The sequence below is a fragment of the Aliidiomarina celeris genome, assembly GCF_003316875.1.
GTDB classification, from domain to species: Bacteria; Pseudomonadota; Gammaproteobacteria; order Enterobacterales; family Alteromonadaceae; genus Aliidiomarina; species Aliidiomarina celeris.
Map to the genome: position 1 here is coordinate 70398 of NZ_QMIL01000001.1, position 23096 is coordinate 93493.

15 protein-coding genes and 1 pseudogene are annotated in these 23096 nt (G+C 46.7%); 12 read left to right on the plus strand and 4 right to left on the minus strand.

What is annotated here, in order from left to right:
• The first annotated feature begins 19 nt into the window (after positions 1-19).
• The 6 genes from DQW12_RS00330 to DQW12_RS00355 all read left to right on the plus strand — a co-directional run bounded on the left by DQW12_RS00330 (position 20) and on the right by DQW12_RS00355 (position 7308).
• Entirely contained in the window at positions 20-514 is a 495-nt protein-coding gene (locus DQW12_RS00330) for a hypothetical protein (protein WP_198683869.1), read from the plus strand.
• Positions 515-615: 101 nt separating this feature from the next.
• Positions 616-2022 carry a cytochrome ubiquinol oxidase subunit I gene (locus DQW12_RS00335; protein ID WP_113905732.1) on the plus strand — a complete coding sequence of 469 codons (1407 nt, stop codon included), beginning with the start codon at positions 616-618 and terminating at the stop codon, positions 2020-2022.
• On the plus strand, positions 2019-3026 hold the full coding sequence (gene cydB, locus DQW12_RS00340) for a cytochrome d ubiquinol oxidase subunit II (protein WP_113905733.1): 1008 nt from the start codon (positions 2019-2021) through the stop codon (positions 3024-3026). Before DQW12_RS00335 ends, cydB begins: the two co-directional genes overlap by 4 nt.
• Complete coding sequence (locus DQW12_RS00345; protein ID WP_113905734.1) at positions 3004-4707, plus strand: ABC transporter ATP-binding protein/permease; 1704 nt, start codon at positions 3004-3006, stop codon at positions 4705-4707. The genes cydB and DQW12_RS00345 overlap by 23 nt, the downstream gene beginning before the upstream one ends.
• Entirely contained in the window at positions 4704-6374 is a 1671-nt protein-coding gene (locus tag DQW12_RS00350; protein ID WP_113905735.1) for an amino acid ABC transporter ATP-binding/permease protein, read from the plus strand. Before DQW12_RS00345 ends, DQW12_RS00350 begins: the two co-directional genes overlap by 4 nt.
• Positions 6367-7308: a diacylglycerol/lipid kinase family protein gene (locus tag DQW12_RS00355; RefSeq protein WP_157957799.1), complete on the plus strand. Its 942-nt coding sequence runs from the start codon at positions 6367-6369 to the stop codon at positions 7306-7308. The genes DQW12_RS00350 and DQW12_RS00355 overlap by 8 nt, the downstream gene beginning before the upstream one ends.
• Before the next feature lie 19 nt (positions 7309-7327).
• On the opposite strand, the gene DQW12_RS00360 is transcribed toward DQW12_RS00355, so the two are convergent.
• A complete protein-coding gene (locus DQW12_RS00360; protein WP_157957800.1) occupies positions 7328-8425 on the minus strand; it encodes a DUF3080 family protein in 1098 nt (365 codons plus the stop codon).
• A gap of 15 nt (positions 8426-8440) precedes the next feature.
• On the opposite strand from DQW12_RS00360, the gene DQW12_RS00365 reads away from it, so the two are divergent.
• Positions 8441-9064, plus strand: a complete 624-nt coding sequence (locus DQW12_RS00365; RefSeq protein ID WP_113905738.1) for a riboflavin synthase subunit alpha — start codon at positions 8441-8443, stop codon at positions 9062-9064.
• A 19-nt stretch (positions 9065-9083) separates the two neighbouring features.
• Here DQW12_RS00365 and DQW12_RS00370 read toward each other — a convergent pair whose 3' ends face one another.
• Positions 9084-9281: a CPXCG motif-containing cysteine-rich protein gene (locus tag DQW12_RS00370; RefSeq protein ID WP_113905739.1), complete on the minus strand. Its 198-nt coding sequence runs from the start codon at positions 9279-9281 to the stop codon at positions 9084-9086.
• A gap of 50 nt (positions 9282-9331) precedes the next feature.
• On the opposite strand from DQW12_RS00370, the pseudogene DQW12_RS00375 reads away from it, so the two are divergent.
• From DQW12_RS00375 to DQW12_RS00385, 3 genes and pseudogenes are all read left to right on the plus strand, one after another.
• Positions 9332-10484, plus strand: a pseudogene (locus DQW12_RS00375) (IS3 family transposase).
• Between the two features lie 32 nt (positions 10485-10516).
• Positions 10517-10819: a type II toxin-antitoxin system HicA family toxin gene (locus DQW12_RS00380; protein ID WP_113905740.1), complete on the plus strand. Its 303-nt coding sequence runs from the start codon at positions 10517-10519 to the stop codon at positions 10817-10819.
• 63 nt (positions 10820-10882) lie between these two features.
• Positions 10883-11191 (plus strand): hypothetical protein, encoded by a 309-nt coding sequence (locus DQW12_RS00385; protein ID WP_113905741.1) that lies wholly within the window; start codon positions 10883-10885, stop codon positions 11189-11191.
• 48 nt (positions 11192-11239) lie between these two features.
• On the opposite strand, the gene DQW12_RS00390 is transcribed toward DQW12_RS00385, so the two are convergent.
• Together DQW12_RS00390 and DQW12_RS00395 are read right to left on the minus strand one after the other, a co-directional pair.
• Complete coding sequence (locus DQW12_RS00390) at positions 11240-12052, minus strand: hypothetical protein (RefSeq protein WP_157957801.1); 813 nt, start codon at positions 12050-12052, stop codon at positions 11240-11242.
• A complete protein-coding gene (locus DQW12_RS00395; protein ID WP_157957802.1) occupies positions 11973-13130 on the minus strand; it encodes a hypothetical protein in 1158 nt (385 codons plus the stop codon). The genes DQW12_RS00390 and DQW12_RS00395 overlap by 80 nt, the downstream gene beginning before the upstream one ends.
• A 186-nt stretch (positions 13131-13316) precedes the next feature.
• On the opposite strand from DQW12_RS00395, the gene DQW12_RS00400 reads away from it, so the two are divergent.
• Positions 13317-16658, plus strand: a complete 3342-nt coding sequence (locus DQW12_RS00400; protein ID WP_113905744.1) for an STY4851/ECs_5259 family protein — start codon at positions 13317-13319, stop codon at positions 16656-16658.
• A 9-nt stretch (positions 16659-16667) separates the two neighbouring features.
• On the plus strand, positions 16668-22958 hold the full coding sequence (locus DQW12_RS00405; protein WP_113905745.1) for a DEAD/DEAH box helicase: 6291 nt from the start codon (positions 16668-16670) through the stop codon (positions 22956-22958).
• Positions 22959-23096 lie beyond the last annotated feature (138 nt).

Here is a 23096-nt window from a genome sequence, read left to right on the forward strand (position 1 = left end):
ACAGTAGCGGAGCACAACGATGAATAAAGTTAAGTTAGCAGTGATGATAAGCGCCGGAGCTTTAGCCGTAGCAATGGCGCCGAGTTTAGCGAAAGAAAAAAACGTGGGGCCAAATTGGCGCGCAGCACCGGTTTTCACCACAGCGAATCTTGCGGCGGGTTTTAATCCAGACCCGTGGACCTACGACATGCAAGCGGGCGGAAGCCAAGAGGTGAGTGACTTAGGTGCGGGCTGCGGAGGGTATATAAACTTTTCGGCGCCCGACATAGACTTAAATTATGAAGCGGGAAGTATTCTGCCGCTGCATATTTACGTGCGTTCAAATTCAGATACCACCTTAGTGGTTTATGGGCCAGACGGTCAGTGGCATTGTAACGACGACGCCAGTGGTTTAAACCCCATGGTAACCTTCAATAGCCCGCGCTCAGGGAACTATAATATCTGGGTTGGTGTGTTTGGTGGCAGTGCCTTGCAGGCGGCAAGGGTGCATATTTCTGAGCTCTCTCCCGAATAATAAAAAAACCTACGAAAGTAGGTTTTTTTTTGATTTATATCATGATCTTTGGGGGTACATGGAGTATTGTATTAGGAGTAACTCATATATAGGAGTATCTCATGGAGCTCGACCCCATACTTATATCGCGCATACAATTTGCGTTTGTTGTTTCCTTTCACGCTATCTTTCCTGTTTTCACCATTGGTCTTGCCTCTTACATTGCCGCTCTTGAAGGACTTTCACTAAAAACCGGTAACCCTCAGTGGGAGCGTTTATCGCGTTTTTGGATTCAAGTGTTTGCAGTGGTATTTGGTATGGGGGTGGTGTCGGGAATTGTGATGGCATTTCAATTCGGCACCAACTGGAGTAATTTCTCGTTGGCCGCTTCAAACTTCCTCGGCCCAGTGCTGAGCTATGAGGTGGTTACGGCATTCTTCTTGGAAGCTGCATTTTTGGGCATTCTTTTGTTCGGCCGTGGAAAAGTGCCACAAGGCGTGCACTTTTTTGCTGCACTTATGGTTGCAACCGGAACCTTTATTTCAAGCTTCTGGATTTTGTCGGCCAACAGCTGGATGCAAACCCCTGCCGGCGTAGAAGTTCGCGACGGCATGTATTTTGTAGTGAGCTGGGCGGAAGCCATTTTTAACGCTTCACTATGGCCTCGCTTTTTCCATATGGCGTTAGCGTCGTTCCTTACCGGTGCCTTTGTGGTGTTGGGGGTAAGTGCTTGGTATGTGCTGCGTAACCGCGACGTCGACTTACACAAAAAAGCACTGTCGATGTCGTTGTGGCTTATTTTGGTGTTAGCCCCAGCTCAGGTTGTGGTGGGTGACATTCATGGTTTAAATACCCTTGAGCACCAACCTGTGAAAGTCGCGGCTATGGAAGGAAACTGGGAACGTAGTGAAGGGGTACCATTACTACTATTTGCCATTCCTGACCAAGAGAATCAAACCAACAAGTTTGAGATTGGCATTCCAAAATTAGCCAGTTGGATTCTAACCCACGACGCGGACGGTGAAGTTCCGGGTATTACTGACGTACCGCGAGACGAACAACCACCGGTTGCAATTGTGTTCTGGGCATTCCGAATTATGGTGGGCTTGGGCATGCTTATGGTGCTGTTTGCCGTATGGGGCCTCATTCTGCGCCGTAAAGAAGCGTATTTGCACAACAAGCCGTTTTTAACAGGCTTGAAGTTTATGAGTTTTGCTCCCTTTATCGCGGTGCTAGCCGGCTGGTTTGTTACGGAGGTTGGCCGCTCGCCATGGCTTATTTATGAGCAAATGCGATATGCCGACGCCGTTACGCCTTCACTTACGGGTGGTATGGCATTATTTACCTTGATTGGGTACATCCTTGTGTATGCGTTGGTGTTCGCTGCAGGTGTTTACTATCTCATGCGCGTTATCACTGTCGGCGCTCCAAGCCATGACGAGATTGTTGAAGATCGACTCGAGCGCAGAGCGAAACGTCCATTTTCAGCTGCAAGTGCAGCATGGGAAGCTGAGGAGACACAGTCATGAGTGAACCCGTATTCGATTTAACAATTATTTGGGCTGCTATTATCGCCTTTGGCGTAATTATGTACGTGCTCATGGACGGCTTCGACCTAGGCCAAGGTATTTTGTTTCCCTTTGCCCCAAATGAAGACGCCCGTGACGTGATGATGAATTCGGTAGCGCCGGTTTGGGACGGTAATGAAACCTGGCTGATACTGGGTGGTACGGGCTTACTGGCCGCGTTCCCATTGGTGTATACCATTTTCTTGCCAGCGCTTTATATAGGCGTGTTTTTAATGTTAGCGGGCTTAATATTCCGCGGTATTGCCTTTGAGTTTCGGTTTAAAGCGCGCACCTCGCGCTACCTATGGAACTGGTCTTTTGCCGGCGGCTCTATTGTTGCGTCGTTTGCCCAAGGCGCTGTAGTAGGTGCTTATATTCAAGGGTTTGCGGTGGAAAATGGCCGTTACGTTGGTGGTGCACTCGACTGGCTTACGCCCTTTACTGTGTTAACCGGGCTTGGCATGGTGGCCGGCTACGCTTTGCTTGGCGCTACTTGGTTGATTATGAAGTCGGAAGGGGAAGTACAAGAGTGGGCCTACAAAATAACGCCACCCTTGCTCGTGGCCGTTATGATTGTATTTGCCATTATTAGTATTTGGACACCTTGGGTAGACAGCTTCGTGGCAGACCGTTGGTTCTCTGGCATTACGCCCATTTATATTTTGCCCATTCTGGCCATTGCGTGCGCGTGGAAAATATCTTCCTCGGTACGTAAACGCCGAGACGGCTCCCCGTTTGTGGCAACTATGGGGCTGTTTATTTTCACCTATTTGGGCTTGCTGGCGTCGAAATTCCCTTATGTGGTACCTCCAAGCTACACCCTGTGGGACGCTGCCTCAGCCCATGAGAGCCAGTTATTTTTACTGTTAGGTTTACTGTTTGTAATTCCAATTGTGTTAATGTACACAGCTTGGACTTATTGGGTATTTAGAGGAAAAGTGCGTGCCGGAGAAGGCTATCACTAAGCACCAACAAGTAAGCACCGAAGCTCAACAAGCGCGCCAATATTTGGCGCGTTTGCGTATGCATTGTTCGAAAAACGTGCGCTACGTTGCGTTTTTAGCTACTCTTGCACAATGCCTGCAGCTTGCACTGATCGCAGTGATGGCTTGGTTACTGAGCGGCTGGGCCGCCAAAACATTAGCAGTCGCGGACAGTATAGTGTGGCTTGCTGTAGCGCTGGCGTTGATCTTGGTGCGTGCACTAGTGCAGCGACAGAGTGAGCAAAAGGCCGATCAATTAGCGCTTCATATAGAGCAGTTTGCCGCCAAAGCGCTGATGCAACAATGGCATCAACGTGCTGGCACACAGGTGCCAAGTGAAGAAGTGAGCTTGCTGCACGACGCCATTCCTGCCTTAGGAAGCTACTTCGCACGATTTTTACCGCAGCTTTGGCTCGCCACTTTAATCCCTTTGGTTATTTTGCTTACTGCCTTTAGTCTCGACTGGATTGCAGCATTGTTCTTGCTCTTGGCGGCTCCGTTAATCCCATTATTTATGGCGCTCGTAGGTATGGGAGCAGAGCGTTTAAATAAACAACATTTTGAGAGTGTGCAGCATTTATCTGGGCTTTTTATTGATCGTTTGCGCAACGTAGCGGGGCTTACCTTGTTCAACCGAACGGGCAAAGCGGTGGCGCAAATTGAGAAAGCGTCGCAGCTGAGTAAACAGCTGAATATGAAAACCTTGCGGGTGGCCTTTATGTCGTCTGCGGTATTGGAGTTTTTTACCGCCGTAGCGATTGCAGCGGTCGCTATATATGTAGGTTTTGCTTTGCTTGGTTATTACCAATATGGCCCGGCTGCTGAAATGACCTGGTTTGTTGGGTTATTACTCCTCATGTTAGCGCCGGAATTTTTTCAACCGTTACGGGTACTTGCAGGGTTCTATCACGACCGGGCCGCTGCGCTCGGAGCCGCAGAGTTACTGGCCTTGTCTGAACAACGGGCGAATGATAAGCAAGCGCTCAGCGCGACTCGGGAGGCCGTTGTATTGCAACCGGATCATTCCTACTCCCTGCAATTAAAGCAACTGGTGAGTGGCTTTACCCATGATCTTCACGGCCCGATTCATCTCACTGTGCAGAGCGGTGAACTGCTCTGGCTGAACGGCCCTTCGGGAGCGGGTAAATCGACCTTATTGAAAACCATTGCGGGATTACTTGCGCCCCGTTCGGGCGCTGTTGGGTTGGAAAATGGGCAGCACGAAACACAGAATACGGCTTCGCTTTGCATTGCTTATTTAGCTCAACAGCCGTTTTTTCAAACCGGAACCTTGGCTGAGAACTTACAACTTATGGCGCCAAAGGCCAGCGATAGGGAAATGACCAAGGCGTTAGTTAGTATGGGGTTGGGGACTTTTTTTGCGCAGTTACCGGCGGGATTAAATACACCAATAGGGCCTAACCAATACGGGCTTTCCGGTGGGGAAGCGCGGCGTGTAGCATTGGCGCGTATTGCGCTGGCCAAACAGCCCTTAATTTTGCTCGATGAGCCGACTGCAGGGCTCGACAGTTGGAGCGCACAAGCGGTTATTAATGCCTTACAAACCCTGCAACAAGAAGGTCATATTCTAGTGGTGGTAAGCCATGACACCGCCTTTGAGCGAATAGCGACGCAGAGCCTAACGCTGGGGGGTGGGGTATGAAGTTGAGCCTGTTGTCTCATGCCTTTTGGCAACCCTTACGGCCGTGGCTAGCGGAACTCTGGCGGCTTCGCCGTGGCGCTTCAGTCGGGCTTATTTGCGCGTTGGTTGCAGCTTTAGCCGGAATTGGCTTATTGGCTTTAAGTGGTTGGTTTATTACCTCGTCTGCTTTTGCGGGCGTTTTGGCTTTTGGATTGGTGTTTAATATTTATACGCCGGGTGCTGGGGTTCGCTTGTTTGCCTTATTGCGTACGGTGGGCCGCTATTTTGAGCGACTGTTTCAACACGACTTTATTTTGTCGCTGCAAAGTCACTGGCGGGTGCTGTTGTTCCGTGGTTTAGTGAATTTGCCGTTTGAGCAGCAGGCCAGCGCCCATACCGGCACCCAAGTACAGCGCCTCATGCAAGACTTGAAAGTACTGGAAAACCTCTGGCTTGGGTGGCTTTCACCTACCGCAGTTGCACTTGTGAGTGTTGTATTTGTGGCACTGCTAAGCGCCTTTTGGAGTGGTGTTATAGCGTTGCTTGTACTCGTGTTTGGGATTTTAGTGGGGGCATTGTTACTGCGTCTTGCGGCTAACACGGGTGCGCAACAGGCGCACGTTTCACAGGCAGAGGAGCAACTGCAACGCAACACACTGGATATGGTCAATGCGCTTGCTGAACTCAGCGCGTGGGGTTTAACACCGCACTATATCGAGCAAACGTTAACCAAGAGAGAAGTGCAAACCCAAAGCAAAATAGCCGTTCGTGATCAAGCGAATCGCTGCCTAGCCCAGTTGCACGTTTTACACGGTATTTTAGTGCTGTCGGTTGCTGGGTTCGCCGCCTGTTTTTATCAGCAGGGGCAGCTTACAGGACCTGTTGCTGTACTTTTGTCTATTGCGGTATTGGCCTTGTCGGAAGTGCTCAATGCGCTGCCAACTCAGTTCGCGTTAGCAGGGAAAATACAGGCGTCGGCAAAGGCGTTAGCGCAGCTTACTCGCACCGAGCAACAGTCGGAGGCTTTACCGAGTGTGCTGGGCGACATTGAATTTGTGCAGCAAAACGGAAAATTGAGCGCTATCCAGTTTCATCACTTTGCAGTGCAGCAAGGGCAAAGAATGCTGTTGCAGCCTGTGTCGTGTACCATTCACGGGCAGCAACAGGTTACTTTGTGTGCGGCGTCTGGAGCGGGGAAGAGTAGCCTTGCTAACGCGCTGGTGGGGGCGGCACGGCGACAGGGAATTGCGGTGCATTACCTCACCCAGCAGAATTACTTGTTTAATGGCACGGTGTGGCAAAATTTAACCTTAGTACGACCCATGTTAACCGAGGACGAAGCGTGGCAGGTACTGGACATGTGTGACTTAAAAACATGGCTAAGTAACAGTGCAGATGGGCTCCACACCGAAATTGGCGAAAACGCAGACAAAATATCAGGCGGCCAAGCACGGCGTTTAGCGCTTGCGAGAATTTTATTGATGGATCCAGAATTACTGGTGCTCGATGAACCTTTTACCGGTGTAGACGAGGCGACGCGTAGCAAGGTATTGAATCGTATTGGGCCGTGGTTGCGGGGGCGAACCTGTTTATTTATTGGCCACCAACAAGATGTTTTACCTCCAGCGCATGTGCATTATCTGCTCTATGAACAGCGTTTACATACCTTGCCGCAAATCCATGGCTAGAATTTTACTACTTTATAACCCGCTTCCAAATGCGGCGCGCAAGCGTGTTCTCGATCGCCTGTATCAACGTTTAAGTAAGGATAATGTTCCTTATATATCAGTGCCGACTCATGCTGATTTAACGGAAACGAAAGCGCAGGTGAAGGCGCTGCAACAGCCTATTGAGCGCGTTATTGTGGTTGGCGGAGACGGCACGTTACACCAAGCGGTGAATCTTTTTCACCACAGTAAAGTTGTAATTGGCTATATTCCTGCTGGCACTGGCAATGATTTTGCCCGTAGCTGGTTTGCCCAGTCGCGGCGGCCGCGCCGGTTTCCTAACTGGAATCGCGAGAATACCTGTGAGCGAATGATTACCAGCGCACTTTATGGCGAGCCGATGGCAATCGATTTAGGTTGCGCGCGCGTTTCGAGTCAAGCACCGCGTTATTTTATAAACTCTGTTGGTATTGGCTTTGACGGCGAGTTGATAGCGCAACAACCGCTTAAAACATTATGGCTGCCCAAACTAAGTTACTTACTGCACGCGTTACACACGCTGTTTCGGTATCGCGGCAAAATGGTGTCGGCGATGGCCGATGGAATTAAATTTGAGAGTTGCAACGGCGCGCCACTCTTTATGCTGGTAGTGGCCAATAGTCGCTATTATGGCGCTGGAATGAAGATAGCCCCGCAAGCCGAGCTCAATGATGGCAAACTGGCTTACATTTGCATTGAAGAATGTCGATTAGTTACTAAATTGCTGGCTATTTCTTCGATCTACTCTGGTCGTCATGTCACTAAAAGCATGGTGACTTCAGGTCACTTAACTCAATTAGCGCTACGCACCGAAAATATAGCGATGCAAATTGATGGTGAATACCTAGGCCGAACCCCAGTTGAAATTAATGTGGTGCCCAATGCTGTGTTAATTGCCAAAGAATGCGGCTACTGACGTGTTCGCTCTTGAACTATTACTGTGGCATTAACCCACAAGGCGCGAGCAGTTGCTGCCAGGCTTCGGCGTGCTGTTGGCTTGCGCGCGGAATTTCATAAATTTGTGCTTCGAGATATTGTAAATAACTACGCCAACTCTCGGTTTCACTATACGCCGACATGCGTTGCAATAATGGGGCAAGGGTGCGGCCAAGTTGGTCAAGCTGGGCCATTGTGGCTTGAATAGTGTCGGTGTATGGGCCGAGTAGCACGTTGCTTAAGTAACGGGCGGTTTGGTTCGGTTGGCCCTCACGGCAATTTAAACTCTGAGCTTGTTGCAGCAGCCCAGTGAGTTGGTCCAACTTGGCCACGCTGTGGTTGAGTGTTTGCCAATAACTCCCCCAGTGTGCCCGTTGGCTACTGTGTTGGCCAAGTACACGAATATGGTGTAGCCATTGCTCTTCGTTTAACTGCTCCGGTTTGTCGAGCGCGTCGAGAATAGCTGCAAGCGCCTGTGCTGCTGAGAAAATGGACTCCATGTCTGAGTCGCTCAAAGGCGCATTCAGGTTCGCCACACTAGGCCGTAAAAGTGCACGAATATGCTCGTCGGTGGTGAGGAAATTATGAATTACTGTGCTGCGTTGTGCTTGTTTTTGCGCTAAGGCACTTTCCAATTGGCTAGCGAGGTCAGTACTTAAATTACCTTGTGCAATGCATGTCCGCAGCGCGGGAATAATTTGCAGTTCATAAAAGAGCAGGGCGCTTGGACTACGTACTTTGCCTAATGAACTGTTACGCTCTGCGACCAGCTGGCCTAAGGTGCAATGATTCAGCCGCATACTGTCGAGTAATGAAAGCGACACTCGCGCTACGTCAAGCCGTTGGCTACTTATCGTAGGTATGGTCTGTGGGTTAGCTTGCGGCGCTGTTGGGGCGGCCTGCTCGAGCAAACGTTCAAGGCGCTGTTGGTAATCTTTGAACGCGGCATCGGCGCCACCAGAGCAGGCACTGAGGAGAAAAAAACACAAGAATGGCACACTAAGCCGAAGCCGAAGGTTCAACCCGCATGGTATTCGGCGTAGAATACCCAACCACTTATTTTGATTGAAAAACCGAATAAGGTTTAACCGAGTCATGGAGCATTCGCCTATATGTTTACAGGTATAGTACAAAGAAAAGCTAAGGTTAGCGCGCTTGAAGACCATGAGCAATTTCGGCGGCTCACATTAAGCGTTCCGAGTTCGGCGCTCGTGGCACTCGAAATTGGCGCGAGTATAGCGGTGAATGGCTGTTGTTTAACCGTTACCGCGTTTAACACCGACAGCGAACAAGGTTGGGTGCGTTTCGATATTATCGACGAGACCTTGCGGTTAACCAACCTTGGTGCGCTGGTTGTCGATGATTGGGTAAACTTCGAACGCTCGCTTACCTTTGGTGCAGAGCTCGGTGGCCATATTGTGTCTGGCCATATTCATGGTACGGCGAGGCTTGCAGAGCGTGTAGACACCGCGCAGAACTGTCGTTTGTTCCTTGAGCTTGCGCCGCAGTGGTTAGAATATGTGTTGCCGAAAGGGTTTGTAGCGGTAAATGGCGCAAGCCTCACGGTGGGTGAGGTAACGAAAACAGGGTTTTGGTTGCATTTAATTCCCGAAACTTTGGCAATAACCAACCTAAACGAAGCCACTGCAGGCACCTTGTTAAATATTGAAGTGGATCAACAAACCATGACTATTGTTGAAACCGTGAAAAAGGTGCTGGCGCAACAACAGCGCTAATGCCGCCCTTACTACGGTGCTAGTAGAGTTGTTCGTCGTCTGCATTTATGAGCAAATGCAGGCGATCATCGCCGGTGTTTAAAAACAAGTGTAGGTGAATGTCGCCACCGCATGCTTGGCATTCGTCTAAGTAGTCTTGCTCGTCTTCCGACAAGTCTACTGGAACATGAACATGGTGCCCACAATGGGGGCATGTAATGCGAGTGATCCGTACCAGTACTTTTGGACACCGAGCTAAGTGAGTAAAATCACTTAACGAGGTGAATCATGAAAGCAAATAAAACACGCAAAGTCCACACACAAGAATTTAAAGCAGAAGCCCTGAAATTAGCTGAAAGAATAGGCGTTGCAGCGGCGGCTAGAGAACTGAAAGTCTACGAATCCCAGCTGTACAGTTGGCGGACTGCGGCGCAAAAAAAATCTAGCACGAGCGCCAGAGAAGCAGAGCAAGCCGCTGAAATTGCACGATTAAAACGTCAATTAGCTGAACAGGCAGAGGACCTGGCCATATTAAAAAAGGCGGCCACCTACTTCGCGAAGAACCAAAAATAGCCAGATTTGAGTTTATTCTTGAGCACCAGCATCAATTCAGCTTAAAGCGGATGGTGAACGTGCTCAACGTATCGCGTAGTGGGTATTATGCTTGGCGGAAACATGGTCAGACAGTCAATCCTCGAGAGCAGCGTCAAATTGAGCGAGATGAGGCGATTAAGCAGGCATTTATTGACTCGAAAGAGCGCAGCGGCGCTCGGCGTATCCAAGTGGATTTGGCAGAGCTCGACATGACACCCGACATCAAAACTATTCGCAATAGTATGGTACGCCAGGGCCTTGTACCTAAGGCTGCACGTAAATTTAAGGTCACCACGGATAGTAAGCACAATCAGCCTGTGGCGCCAAACTTGCTGGAGCACGATTTTACGGCAAGTGCTCCGAATCAAAAGTGGGTTGGCGATATCACGTATTTATTCACTAGTGAGGGCTGGCTGTACCTAGCGGTAATCATCGATTTATATTCACGCTCGGTTGTTGGCTGGTCGATGAGTAACCGAATGACCGCAACGTTGGTGTGTGATGCTCTGAAAATGGCTTTATTTCGCAGAGGCTTTCCCGAAGGGATCATTGTTCACAGCGACCGAGGTAGTCAATATTGTTCAAACGATTATCGATATTTAATTAAAAAAAACATAGACTTACTCAGAGTATGAGCCGAAAAGAAAATTGTTGGGATAATGCCTGTGCCGAAAGCTTCTTTCACTCATTAAAGGTCGAAGCCTTGCAGGACGAGCCCATCATGGATCGAGAAAATATGCGCCGAGCAGTCTTTGAGTACATCGAAGTTGATTACAACAAGACAAGAAGGCATAGTGCTATTGGCTATCTCAGCCCAGAGAACTTTGAATTAAAAAATAGTGCTTAGCAAAGTGTCCACTTTTAGTGGTACGGATCAATATGCCACATAACAAGAACAATGAACGTTTGAATTTTTTAATTCACAAGCGCTCGCCATTGCTTCATCGTGTTAATTTGAACTCGCGGCTTCTGTCTACGCGAGAATTTATCAAGCGCTGTAAGCAATATGATGAGATAAAATTTAAACGTTCGGGCAAGGGGAGTCATCAGATCTGGACTGGGCCCTCAGGTCGAACAGTATCTATTCCAGCGGCCAAGGACTTACCAATTGGAACGCTCAAATCTATTTTGGATGAACTAGGTATTCGGAGTTCTGTTCATGAATTTTCGAGAGGTAGTTGACGTTATATCAAAAAAATCGCCATCAGTTTGTGATGACAAAAATCAACCAATAAGGATAAAAATGTGAGTGATTTGAATGTCGTAAGTGAAGTTTTAAGCTTGGCACAAGAGCTTGTTGGAAAGCAGGGACCTATCGAGTTAAATACCGGTATTTATGACCATAATATCTTTCTCGAAGAAGACCGTTCTGCAGAAGACATTGTCGTGTTAGGCGAAGATAAGTCTGAAATTACTTTTGCGCAACTTATCGAGTTGTTTGAGCAATTAGACAGCCTAGTCGATGATCTTTCTGACGAAACTGAAAGAAGCTACTTCTTCGAGGGAATAACTAAAAATTCTGCCACCAGCTACAGTTTTAATTGGGGCTCTTGAGCGTTTTTATCGGAACCGCTAGTGCTAGCGGTTCCTTTTTCAAAAGAATTAGTGCGTGTATTTAGCAATAATATCCGGTGCTTTTACCGTACTCGCATTTGCCTGTTGCGCTTGCTGATTTGCTTTCATCTTTGCTTTTTCGAATTCTTTGATTTTGCTGGTGGCAATAAAAAGAGTTGAACTCCAGACTTTATCAAAAGCTCGGAATAAAGCGTATGACTGAAGGCTGAATTGAGGCTCGATTGACTTAATCAAATAATGAGAAGACAAGAACGAATGCACGTCTGAGTTAACGAACTTTTCAAGCTCACTCACTTGTTCTTGATTTGAAATATCAAATTCCGCATCGGCTTCAGTGAAAATCAAAAAATAGTCGGTGTCGAAATTTGGGTCATCTAAATAGTCCGGAAACGCAAGAAGCATACCTTCGATTTCATTTGGTGTAATTATTGGTATTAGGCTGTCACATTCGTCCATTGCAGAATGAATGAAGTTGCAACCGGCAACGCCAAAAAAGTCCCACGCAACTAGGTTAACTAATTGATCTGGATTAATTTGCACTACTGAGCCATTAGAGAGCTTTTCTTCGTTCAATAGGAGCTCGGCTTTGTCGGCTTTTACTTCATATTGAGTTTTAGTTACATTGCCGTTCTCGTCATATTTTTTAAGAGTCATCATTCGGCTATGTAAATTTAAGGTTTTTGGCTTTTTTCCTTTGGCAAGCTTTTGAGCTTTCCGTTTATCTAGTATTTTTTGCGCTTTTGGTCCTTCGTTAATTTTTTCATCTGTTTTCCTTAATGTTAGTGCGATATTCAGTCTTTCGCGTTCGAACCTCGCGCTCTTTCGCGAAGGTCTGTTCATATAACGGCTCAGTTTTCATATTGTTTTTGCAGGTGCTTGTAAACGTAATCGATTTAATCATGCGGTGTGTATCGGCTGCAAAAAGATAGTGCGCGACAAATCGCGAATAATGATTTGCAAAGCGCTGTAATGCGGTTGTTTTATCGCTAATACTCTGGTGTTTGTACTTCAATTGGTAGGTCTTTGGGTCGTATCCAACGTCCTTTACAAATAGCATGTCCCGAAGTTCACTTAGTGCGATATTCACTAACAATGTATCGCCGTTTAATTCTAATCTTGATACAAAGCTAAACTCATCGATATAGGCTTCGGGCTGGGGTATGGTTTCATAAACCTTTTTCATGTAGTCGAGCACGTTAACGGCTTCACCATTTTGATAGCCTTCAATGATTTCTTTAATCTTTTTGTTTTGTACTTTTATTTCTTGATCGATCCGATACCATTCGGACATTTCTTGTTCGTAACGAATTTCGGCTGCTTGATTGGACTGAGTACGAGATCTTATTTCGGCTTTCCAGCGGGCCATGGCCTGGTGATATTCATTTTGCTCACGTTGACGTTGTCTATTGGCAAGCAGTTTAATATGGCGCGCTAAAGATGAAAGTGCTCGGGAAAAATGCTCAGGTTGCGGTTGTGAGGGCAAGATGAGTGGGCGAGGCATCACTGGAAGAGCAGGGGGCTTCAATGGTGAGACCAACATACTTATAGGATCGAATTTGAAACCGTTTGAATCACGCTTCGATTTGTATAGTTCAAAGTAAAAATATTTGGTGGTATTAGCTAACTGATTAAGTCTAGCGTACTCATCAATTGCAGCTATTTCTGTCGTATATTTCACATTCTGCTTGGCAATACGATCTTGCTGGCGTCGCCATTTTGCATCCCATTCTGCAAGAATTTTGGCGGCTTTTTCATTAACTTCATCTTTTGTTACACCAAGTACGCGTCGTGAAAGCCCGAGCCCCTCATGCTCAATGTCGCAACACCAGTTATTTTTTCGTGCTGAAGAGCCGAGACCCGAAGCGGTTGACCATTTAGGACGGCGCCGTGCGTGCCCAAATAACATACGACGACTCATTGCATATCCTTATTGAGTGCGTGAAAACTTATAATTTTCAAAGTTATATGAAAATTTACTAGAAATAGCAACTGATTTAATCAAGTAGCGACACATTACGTCGCGCTTGTAATTTAGGTTGATCATCCAGGTGATTCAATTTAAATTTGTCACATAACTACAACAATAAAATAAGCAGTACATTACATGGACCAATGCAAAGTTTGGATTAATGAGTTTCTGTTCACCCGTGAGCTGTTTCAAGGGCCTCAGGGCGCTCCGCTGTATTCTTACCAAGTTACTCCTGACGAGTTTAAGCAACTTATTAAGCTTTTGACTCATGCAAACCTGTATAAGCACCCGCCAAAAGGCTTACCGCACTATACGGGCGCAGCGTTTTGTCTGTTAGTCGCTGAATATTATCGCCGACAGTATTCGGGGGAATTTTCATGGGGACCTGTGGAAGATCTTATTTCACAGCAACTATCTCCGCAGAACACTTCTAAGCTAACTCTAGGTGGTTTAGCTTATTGGCGTCGCGAGCCGGTGAAAACTGAAAGCCGAACGTCTTATCTAGGCTCATTGTTTGCTGAAGGTGGTTTGCCGTGGCCTCTGTTAAATAGTGATACGCATGGTTTTGGTAAAGCAATTCGCCGTGGTATTGGGGCGTACTATAAAATAGCTGCAATGGATAAGTCTTTAACCTCATTGATGTTAGAAAACCAGGATGAGTTACCGCAAGTGTTTCGCACTATTCATACTGCGAAGCTACTTTCGGGTATTGTTGAGCGCCTAACGAAGCTTACTGAAACGCATCCGCTGCGCGAGGTCCAAAACCCAGCTGAATATTTGGATGAGCACGCTAAGGGGTGGAATAAAGATTTTCCGATACCGTTAGATATTGAAAATGGTCGCCGCTTGATTAACGACTGGTTAATACAGGCAGAAAAGAGCCGTCATCAAAGTGCTCTCGAGAAGAAGGGCCAAGCTGAGCTATTATCTGAATTCACATCAGACAACTACTTTCAATTATCGAACCGTGGTGTTGATGTTACTTCTGAGGTGGTTATTCCGCGGGAGTTAAAAATTAAGCGCAGTGAGCACGAGATAACATCGACGCGATTTGAACCTTTAGTTTATGAAGGCAACAGGCTTATTTATCGCGGCTCACCGATTTATGCGAGCCTCGATCAGCAACAAGAGTGCATTCAGCTAGTTTTTAAACGCACGCGAATAGAGGTTAAGCGGAGTGCCTGTGCGGAGCCGCTTACTTTCAAATTAGTTTCACATGGTAGTGTTATTTTTAATCGCACTATTGAAAACAGTTTTCTCGATTTGGATTCTTCTCCTTTGGTTCTTACCGAGCAGGCCGACCGTTGGTTTATTGCTGGCTTCGAATCCTGTTCTGTTGCCGAAACAAGTGCCCGGTTATGGTTACCGAAACAATGCCAGTTTGTTGAAGGTGAATCGGCTGCAGAGTTTATTCAGGCGTATGATTTCGGTGCTTTGTATGAGTTATCGGCGAATGCATTGATCAAAAATTCCACTAATGATGAATTTGAAATTCAGCTTCGGACAGCTCAACCGCGTTCGTTCATTCGGCTGATAGGGCATGAAACCAATTGGTCGACGTTACCGATTACAACTTATTTTGAATTTCCTAAACTGAAATTAAGTGATGACGCAAACTTTGCACTTGAAGATTTGCGCATATTTATCAACGACAGACGGGTTTTGAATCTGAATCATTTGTCGAATATTTATGGTCGTGTTCGGTTGGTTATAAAAGACAACTTAGATAAAACGCTATTTCGACGGACCTTCGGTGTCGTGCCTCACGATTTAAAAATTCGTACACGGCCTGCGCGAGTAGAAACGCCCGCGTTTATTCAATTTATAACTTCGGCGCGTTGCCAGATAACGCCTAATGTTGCCAATGGCGTAGCTGATTATGTTGTGATTCATGAATTGGATGCTGGCGAATTCAGTTTAACCACGCGCGATAACAAAGCTCCAGTGTCTTTTAACGTCGATGTTTGCAGTGACAATTGTTCTGAATCGGTAACACTTCGTGTGCCATTCCCAGTGGCAGGTGCGCGGATTATTACACCTGATGGCGAAGCGTTTGAGGGGACATCACTGCTACTTGATGGGCTGTTAGGGCATCGGATTCAATTAACAAATAGCAGTGACAACAGACAGCGTTTCAATATCGCTTTAAACGTGATGTCAAAAGGGCAGGTTAAGTTCCACAAAGATGATGTCGTATTTGTCGACCATGTACCGGTTGAAATTAGTTTGTTTGGTATGCATCGAGAAATTACTAAGTTACTCGGTAATTTAAGCGATCAAGATGCGGCTGTGCAGTTAGTTATTCAGCTTGGTCAAACGGTTTTAAAACGGGTAATTATTCAGCGTTATAACGCCTATTTGGAACGCGAGGGCTATGAGCTTGTTACCAAAGACTATGACGGGAATGAGGTTCGTGCTCCTACTACTTTGCGGGCGATTAATATAAGTAACCCTGAAGAACGGACGCTGAGTATTGAGCCGATTTTATCGGCTGAAACGCCCACCGGACGTTATGCAATGGATAAGCTGATCGATTCGGCTACAACTTGGATTGTTCATTCTGATGCCAATGCGGTATTGAAAGTTCGACCTTATGTTCAGCCGGGTGACGACGTGGAAACCTTGGTTGCGTCGACTGATTTAGAGGCGTTAACCTCGTTACACTCAGCCTGTAATTTCTTTCATCCGATCGAGCGTCCGAGCCTAATTCGAGAGCAAATCGAAAAAATGGCTACGGATTACAATCATTCTGGTTGGGACTACCTAAGTATTTTAAAGCAAAAATACGACCATCTTCCGCTGTCAAGTTTCGAAGCCTGGCGTGCGTTAGGGCGCAATAGTGAAGCAATTGCTTTAGCGGTATTTCGACTTGAACTTGATTCAACGTTTTGTGAGCGCATTAGTGACGAGTTGGCAGTGGTCTGGGAATTTATTCCCGTGGACACTTGGCGAGCAGCGCGAATGATATTTGCTGATGCGATTATGAAATTAGGCGTTCCTGAAAGTTACGTGGGTATTACCGTTCGAGAGCGCGAATTAGCGTTAAAAGATATCGTCTCGGCGTTTGAATATTTGACGGACTATTTGCAAACGGGTGAGGTTCAAGCCGTTCGTCAGTTTCCGTATGAGATTATTATCCCCGGTTGGTATCAAGAACTGCGGCGCTTTTTTGCCGAAAACGATAATTGGCCGATTGATTTGTCACATGAGTTAAAGGCCTTTGTGATGGCGTCGAACTTAGGCGATGGCTTCAAGCGGGTATCGAGTATTGGCTACACCGATGCGGTGGTTTATTTGCCGATGTTTGTTGCCTGCGTTACTGCCGGACTTGCCGGACCGAAAAGTTTGGGTGTGCCAACTTCGCAATTAAAATTTGCGATGGCAAACCTGTCTGATTTTGGCCGTGAAATGTGGTTTAGACCGGTACATGCCGCAACCACTGCTTATTTAATCGCGAAAACGAATAATCCAAATTAAGAGTAAATCATGAAATTTTTCCAGGCACTAATTGAACAGTCTCAAAACCGTATTAAAGAAGCAACGCTGGGCGTATTAGGTTTACGTAACGAAGGCCTTCGCCGCCATATTGAAAAGCAATTTAGTGATTGTTTAGGTGCGGAAGGTAGCTTTTTGGCCAACCCCGTATTTGAGCATACCTTTGGTTGGACGCCTGGAGAAAAAAGTTTTGCGGAATTGAGCCCCGAATTATTGCATCCGCAATTAATTAAAACCTTACACGAGGCACCTAAATACGAGTTTCATAAATCAATTAAACCATATAAGCACCAAGTGGAAGCTTGGCGGGTGTTAACTGATAAGAAGCCCCGCTCAGCGGTAATTACCACCGGCACAGGCTCAGGTAAAACCGAGTGCTTTATGGTGCCTATTCTGGATGATTTAATTCGCGAGCAACAAGCAAATCAGGGGCCATTAATAGGTGTGCGAGCACTGTTCCTTTATCCGCTTAATGCCTTGATAAACTCACAGCAAGAACGACTTGATGCGTGGACACAGCAGTTTGATGGCGATATTCGCTTTTGTTTGTATAACGGCAAAACCGAGCACCACGCTAGTAAACCTGAGGTGCGCAAGCGCCAAGCGATATTAAAAAACCAAATACTTTCGCGCGAATTATTACGAAAAGAACCGGCTCCGATTTTAATGACCAACTCAACCATGCTTGAGTACATGTTGGTGCGCCAAGTTGATAGCCCTATTTTGGAAATTTCAAAGCAGCAGCAGTCGTTACGCTGGATTGTATTGGACGAAGCTCACACTTATGTCGGTTCGCAAGCAGCAGAGCTGTCGTTGTTATTGAAGCGGGTGGTGAATGCGTTTGGGCGTCGGTCGAAAGATATTCGCTTTGTAGCGACGTCGGCAACCATTGCGGACGCTAATGCAGAGGAAAAGCTTCAGCAATATTTGGCCGACTTGGCTGGTGTTCCTATTGAGCAAGTTTCGGTTATTACGGGGCGTCGAATTACCCCTCAGTTAAGTGGTGGTTTGCCGGGGCAGCCAGCCACGTACACACTTGACGACGTTATGGCAATTGAGAGCGATGTGGAGGTCTCTTCAGCACGTTTTCAAGCCCTAACGTCGAGCGCTATCGCGAGTAAATTACGCGCGACAATTCTTGATACTGACAAGCCACAGCGACTGGATGATTTAGTGGCAAGTGTTGCGCCTTTATTGGAGGGGGAAACACGGCAACAGCAACAAGTCGAAGTTCTGCGTTGGTTAGATGTGATGACTGGCACCAAGGCCGATAAGCAAAACGATCCGTTTTTGAAGGTTCGTGCGCACTTTTTCCAACGGATGCTGCATGGCTTATGGGGCTGTGTTGACCATGGTTGCAGTGTCAAACCAACCGAACTCAATGGCTTTCCGTTTGGAACTGTGTACGTTACTGAACGCTCGCATTGTGATTGCGGTGCGCCAGTTTTTGAAGTGGTATTTTGTAATGAGTGTAGTGAACCGCATTTATTAGCGGCAGACCAACGCGGGAAATTAACCCATCGAGTTGCTCGGGGCGTTGATGAGTTTTCATTGAATATTGAGCAAGATGATGGTGAGGAAACACCTGCGGACGATGAAAAGGAAAGCGCTGTGCGCGGCGTAAGTTCCAATGTTGTTATAGGTGCTGTGACCTCTAAAAACGAGCATTATTGTCTGCAGAGTCTTAATAGGCAAACAAGCGAGCTCGCTGTTATTAACGATGAGTACATTTCCATAAAAATAGGGGTAGGCGAGACAGAAAACTGTTCGGCTTGCGCTAGTGAGACGGATGCAAAAGGTGATTTCTATCGTGGCGCGCATTTAGGTGCTCCGTTTTACATAACCAATGCGGTGCCGACCGTTCTTGAGTTTTGTCCTGATGCGGATAAAAAAGAATCGAATAACCGTAGTCCAGAAGAGCTGCCAGGCCGCGGTCGGAAGCTCATTACATTTACTGATAGCCGCCAAGGCACAGCACGAATGGCCGTGCGCATGCAACATGAAGCTGAGCGCTCGCGTATTCGAGGTTTGGTCTTTCAATTGCTTCAGCAAAAGAACCAAGAATTAGCTGGTGAACAACACGCCGCTGCCGTCGATAAAGAGATTGATGAACTACGCGTGATTATTGCGTCATTAAAACAAGCAAAGCTGCATGACCTAGCACATAAGAAAGAACAAGAGCTTGAATACTTACTTAAACAGCAGCAAAACCCGCCAACGATAAAGGTTGCTTATACCGATTTGGAGAATCGTTTTATTGAGCAGCATGACATTAAAAGTGCCATGCTCAAATACAATAAGTACGCGAATCCACGCTTATTTGGTGACGAAGGTGGGCCTCGTCGTCTGACACAGTTGCTGATGATGCGTGAGTTTTCGCGCCGCCCGAAAAAGCAGATTAGTACCGAAACGTTGGGCTTAGTGGCGGTAGGCTATGAGGGGCTTGAGCAGATTCGCACATGCCCACAATTCTGGGAAGAAACGACAGCACAAAGCGCAACAGATAAATACGGTGAACACTCGAAGCTCACGCTTGAAGATTGGAGGAGCTTTCTAAAAGTTGCATTGGATTTTTATGTGCGAGAAAACCGCATGATGCGCATGGACGATGATTTACAGAACTGGATGGGCAGCTTGTCGACGCAAAAGTTTTTGTTTTCGCCTAATGCTGACATTCAAGAAAACCCGCGTATAAGAAAATGGCCGCAGGTGCGAACAGCGAATAAAAACCGCTTGGTCAAGCTACTTGAATTAGCAACTGGGCTTTCAGCCGATCAAGCTGAAGACAAAGACAAAATCAACCTATGGCTGATGCGGGCGTGGACTGATCTAACGCATAATCAAATTCTTAAGCAATCTGGTAGCAATGGGTTTCAGTTAGAATTGTCATCGTTGAACTTTTCGTTGCCACGCAAAGCGTGGTTGTGTCCGCATACCTATCGGCTTATTGATAGCACCTTTAGAGGGTTAACACCGTACTTGCCGCGCAAGCTTACAGATGCTGATTATCGCTGTGAACAGGTTACGATGCCCGACTTTACTCAGTTATCATCGTTTGAGTCGGGTATTGCGCGGGTTCAAGAAATACGCGAAAAGTTAAATAGTGATTCGACAGTGCGCGAATTACGCCTCAAAGGGGTGTGGAATAACCTCAGCGATCGAATTGTTGAAGGTGGTTTCTATTACCGTACAGCGGAACATTCAGCGCAGCAATCGGCAAAAACATTGTCAAACTATGAAGATTTATTCAAGTTAGGCGATATCAATGTCTTAAACTGCTCAACTACGATGGAAATGGGCGTCGATATTGGTGGTATATCAGCCGTTGTGATGAACAATTTGCCGCCGCACCCAGCCAATTATTTGCAGCGAGCAGGCCGTGCTGGTCGACGCAAAGAGTCACGGGCAATTGCTTATACTTTGTGTAAGGCCGACCCGCATAACCAGCGTGCTTTCCGTAATCCAATGTGGCCTTTTGTAACAGCCATTCCAGCCCCCAAAGTGATACTGAGTTCGCGCTCAATTGTACAGCGCCACGTGAACGCGGTGCTGCTAGCTGCGTTTTTAAGAACGTTGCCTGATGAGGGCGATCGCACGCGGTTATCGGCTGAGTCATTTTTTGGCGGCGAGCCATCAGCATGTGAAACGATGTTGGCATGGATGGATGATTCGCGCGACGAGTTTGCGGATGCCATTAAGTCAGTGATTAATCAAACTAGCCTAGCCGGTGAGTCATTAAGTCAATTAGTTTTAGCAGCGAAAGACAAGCTTGCTGATATTCAAACCGAATGGTTGGAAGAGCGTCAACGTATTCAAGCATTGCATGACACCGCGACGGATGAGCCCTATAAGCGCGCACTAGCGTTTGAGTTAAGCGCGCATAACAGTCAGTTTTTATTGAAGGAACTGATTAGCAGCACGTTTTTACCAGGGCATGGCTTCCCAACTAATGTGGTCGAACTTGATCACAAAAACATTGAAGACTTTAAAGAAAACAAACGCCAAAAAGAATTTAATGAACGTGAAGACAACGTGTTTGTAAACAAAGAAAAGCCTTCGCGAAGCCTAAACATTGCGTTACGTGAATATGCTCCTGGAGCCACGTTAGTTATTGATGGGCGTGTGTATCGTTCAGAAGGCATTGTGATAAAAGATTTCACGAAACCAGGTAATAATGATGATGTTCATTTTGCAGTTGCTTGGCGTTGTGAGAAGTGCGGTACAACAGGTGTGCGTGAAAATGCGTACGCCAATAGCCGCGATCTATGCTGTTCGAATCCGCAATGTCGCGCTTTAATTCCCGAGCGTGAAAAGGTGAGCACCCTAAGACCCACTGGATTCTTAACCGACTTTTGGAAGCCAACAAGCAACGATATTCTCACGCAGAAGTTTATTCCGGTGGCTGAACCTCGAGTTAGTCTGGTGGGCGAACAAGTTACGCTACCCAACAAAGACTGCGGCTTCGTGCGGTTTGGCCATAATGGGCAAATTTTCCATCACACCAAAGGTGAATATGGTCATGGCTTCGCAGTTTGTTTAGCCTGTGGTCGCGCGGCTTCAATGACCGCGGCAGATACGATTCCGGCTGAACTGGATGTGTTGAAAGATCACCGACCATTAGGTGGGGCCGTTGCCGGAGGTTTAAAGGAAACCTGTTCGGGTGGGCATGTTAAATCAAATATTGCACTAGGCTATCAAGTGCGCACGGACGTGCTGGAAATATGCTTGCGTAAACCACTGCAACAGCAGTGGTTAACAACCAGTGATGAACACCATGTGGTTGCCAATACGTTGGCAATTGCGATGCGCGAGGTGCTGGCTGAGCAATTGGGTATTTCGCCGCAAGAAATTGGTTTTTCCACGCGCGAAGAGCTCGATTTGGAGAATGGCGCACCACGCATGGTTATTCAACTGTTTGATGAAGCTAGCGGTGGCGCGGGTTTTGTTATTACTGCGATAGATGACTTAGTTGGGTTAATACGCGCAACGCGCAAACAGCTTGAATGTCCAAGTCAGTGTGACACGGTCTGTTCGCATTGTTTGGCCGGCAATGACTCAAATGTCGAACGTTTTGAACTCGACCGTCGGGCCGCGATCGCTTGGCTTGACGAGAGTCAAATTCTTGAACACCTTGAGTTACCACAAGAATTTAAACAAATTCCTGATGCGGCTTTTTGTTCATCTGGCGTTTTACGTGCGTTCCATATGTTAAAGAATCGCGCCAAACACAAGAATGAATCCATTCGCGTCATATTACCTATGAATGGCGATGCTGAGCGCTGGGATGTAAGTGCAGATGCGTTTCGCTCGTTTATTTTAAACCTGATTACCATCGATAAGGTTAGCGTAACACTGGCTTTGAATGACAAGCAGGTATTAGCTAATGATTTGAAACGCGCACTAAAAAACCTTGAGTATTTAGGCGTTGAAATAAGTAACGGGAAGACAACTGAACTGCCGAAGGGCATCACTCTTGGCTTTCAATTATTAGCTGGCGACAAAACATTTAGCTTATTAAGTAACTCTGAGCGTACAACTGAAATTAATGGCGATTGGCTATCTGATGAGCATGCGGTTTGGGTTAGTTCGAGTCAATTCCCTTCATTACAGCTAACCCCATGCGACACAACCAAATGGGGTAACTATGAAGGCGCGGTTACCACCAAAATTGTGTATGTTAAACAGGAGCTTGATGGCGCTTTATTGCAGTTGCCACTGCGTATGGTTGGCGTACTTCAACGTGAGTTCCCGTTATTATTAGAGTTGATTAAAAACGATACATTGCTCTCTATAAGTTATTCCGATCGCTATTTGAAAAACCCATGGGCTGTCATGATGCTTATGAGTTTCACTAAGTTGTTTAGTCGATGCGAGCCGAAATCAATTGCCATTTCAGCATTAAAATCTGAAGCGAACACAGAAGGTCGTTTGGTCTTCCATGATTGGAGCTTTGATTACGAGCAGCGAGAATTTATGGAGCAACTAATCGGCACGGCTTGTCCAAGTGCAAATGGCACAACCATTACACTTAAAGATAAACCGGAAGAGCTGCAGCATTCTCGCAAATTTGTATTGGAGTGGGCTTCAGGCCGAACCATTGAAGTGATATTTGATCAAGGTTTTGGTTATTGGAAGGCGTTCAGTACAAACTATGCAGCGCGTCAGTTCCCGTTTGACGCAGACGTAAGTGGCCAGGTGGAATGGGCAAATGAATCTATTGAGCAATTGCAAATGCGTCACTCGGGTAATTGGCCAACCATTATTACGTTTAATGAAGTGTAATGGCTAAAACACTACATGTTCATGATGTATGTTTTGCAATCTCGAGGTATGCGATTCTGGTTAATTTTAGTTTGTCGAATGGAACCCAACTCATCCGTTTCTAAACTTCACCACAGTTGCGCTAACAAGTTTTTACCA

What these genes read in the sequence shown, in the direction of transcription:
- DQW12_RS00360 (WP_157957800.1), bottom strand. Translation starts at nt 8,425, where the DNA reads ATGACTCGGTTAAACCTTATTCGGTTTTTCAATCAAAATAAGTGGTTG.
- DQW12_RS00355 (WP_157957799.1), top strand. Translation starts at nt 6,367, where the DNA reads ATGGCTAGAATTTTACTACTTTATAACCCGCTTCCAAATGCGGCGCGC.
- cydB (WP_113905733.1), top strand. Translation starts at nt 2,019, where the DNA reads ATGAGTGAACCCGTATTCGATTTAACAATTATTTGGGCTGCTATTATC.
- DQW12_RS00400 (WP_113905744.1), top strand. Translation starts at nt 13,317, where the DNA reads ATGGACCAATGCAAAGTTTGGATTAATGAGTTTCTGTTCACCCGTGAG.
- DQW12_RS00350 (WP_113905735.1), top strand. Translation starts at nt 4,704, where the DNA reads ATGAAGTTGAGCCTGTTGTCTCATGCCTTTTGGCAACCCTTACGGCCG.
- DQW12_RS00395 (WP_157957802.1), bottom strand. Translation starts at nt 13,130, where the DNA reads ATGAGTCGTCGTATGTTATTTGGGCACGCACGGCGCCGTCCTAAATGG.
- DQW12_RS00380 (WP_113905740.1), top strand. Translation starts at nt 10,517, where the DNA reads ATGCCACATAACAAGAACAATGAACGTTTGAATTTTTTAATTCACAAG.
- DQW12_RS00335 (WP_113905732.1), top strand. Translation starts at nt 616, where the DNA reads ATGGAGCTCGACCCCATACTTATATCGCGCATACAATTTGCGTTTGTT.
- DQW12_RS00330 (WP_198683869.1), top strand. Translation starts at nt 20, where the DNA reads ATGAATAAAGTTAAGTTAGCAGTGATGATAAGCGCCGGAGCTTTAGCC.
- DQW12_RS00390 (WP_157957801.1), bottom strand. Translation starts at nt 12,052, where the DNA reads ATGAACAGACCTTCGCGAAAGAGCGCGAGGTTCGAACGCGAAAGACTG.
- DQW12_RS00405 (WP_113905745.1), top strand. Translation starts at nt 16,668, where the DNA reads ATGAAATTTTTCCAGGCACTAATTGAACAGTCTCAAAACCGTATTAAA.
- DQW12_RS00365 (WP_113905738.1), top strand. Translation starts at nt 8,441, where the DNA reads ATGTTTACAGGTATAGTACAAAGAAAAGCTAAGGTTAGCGCGCTTGAA.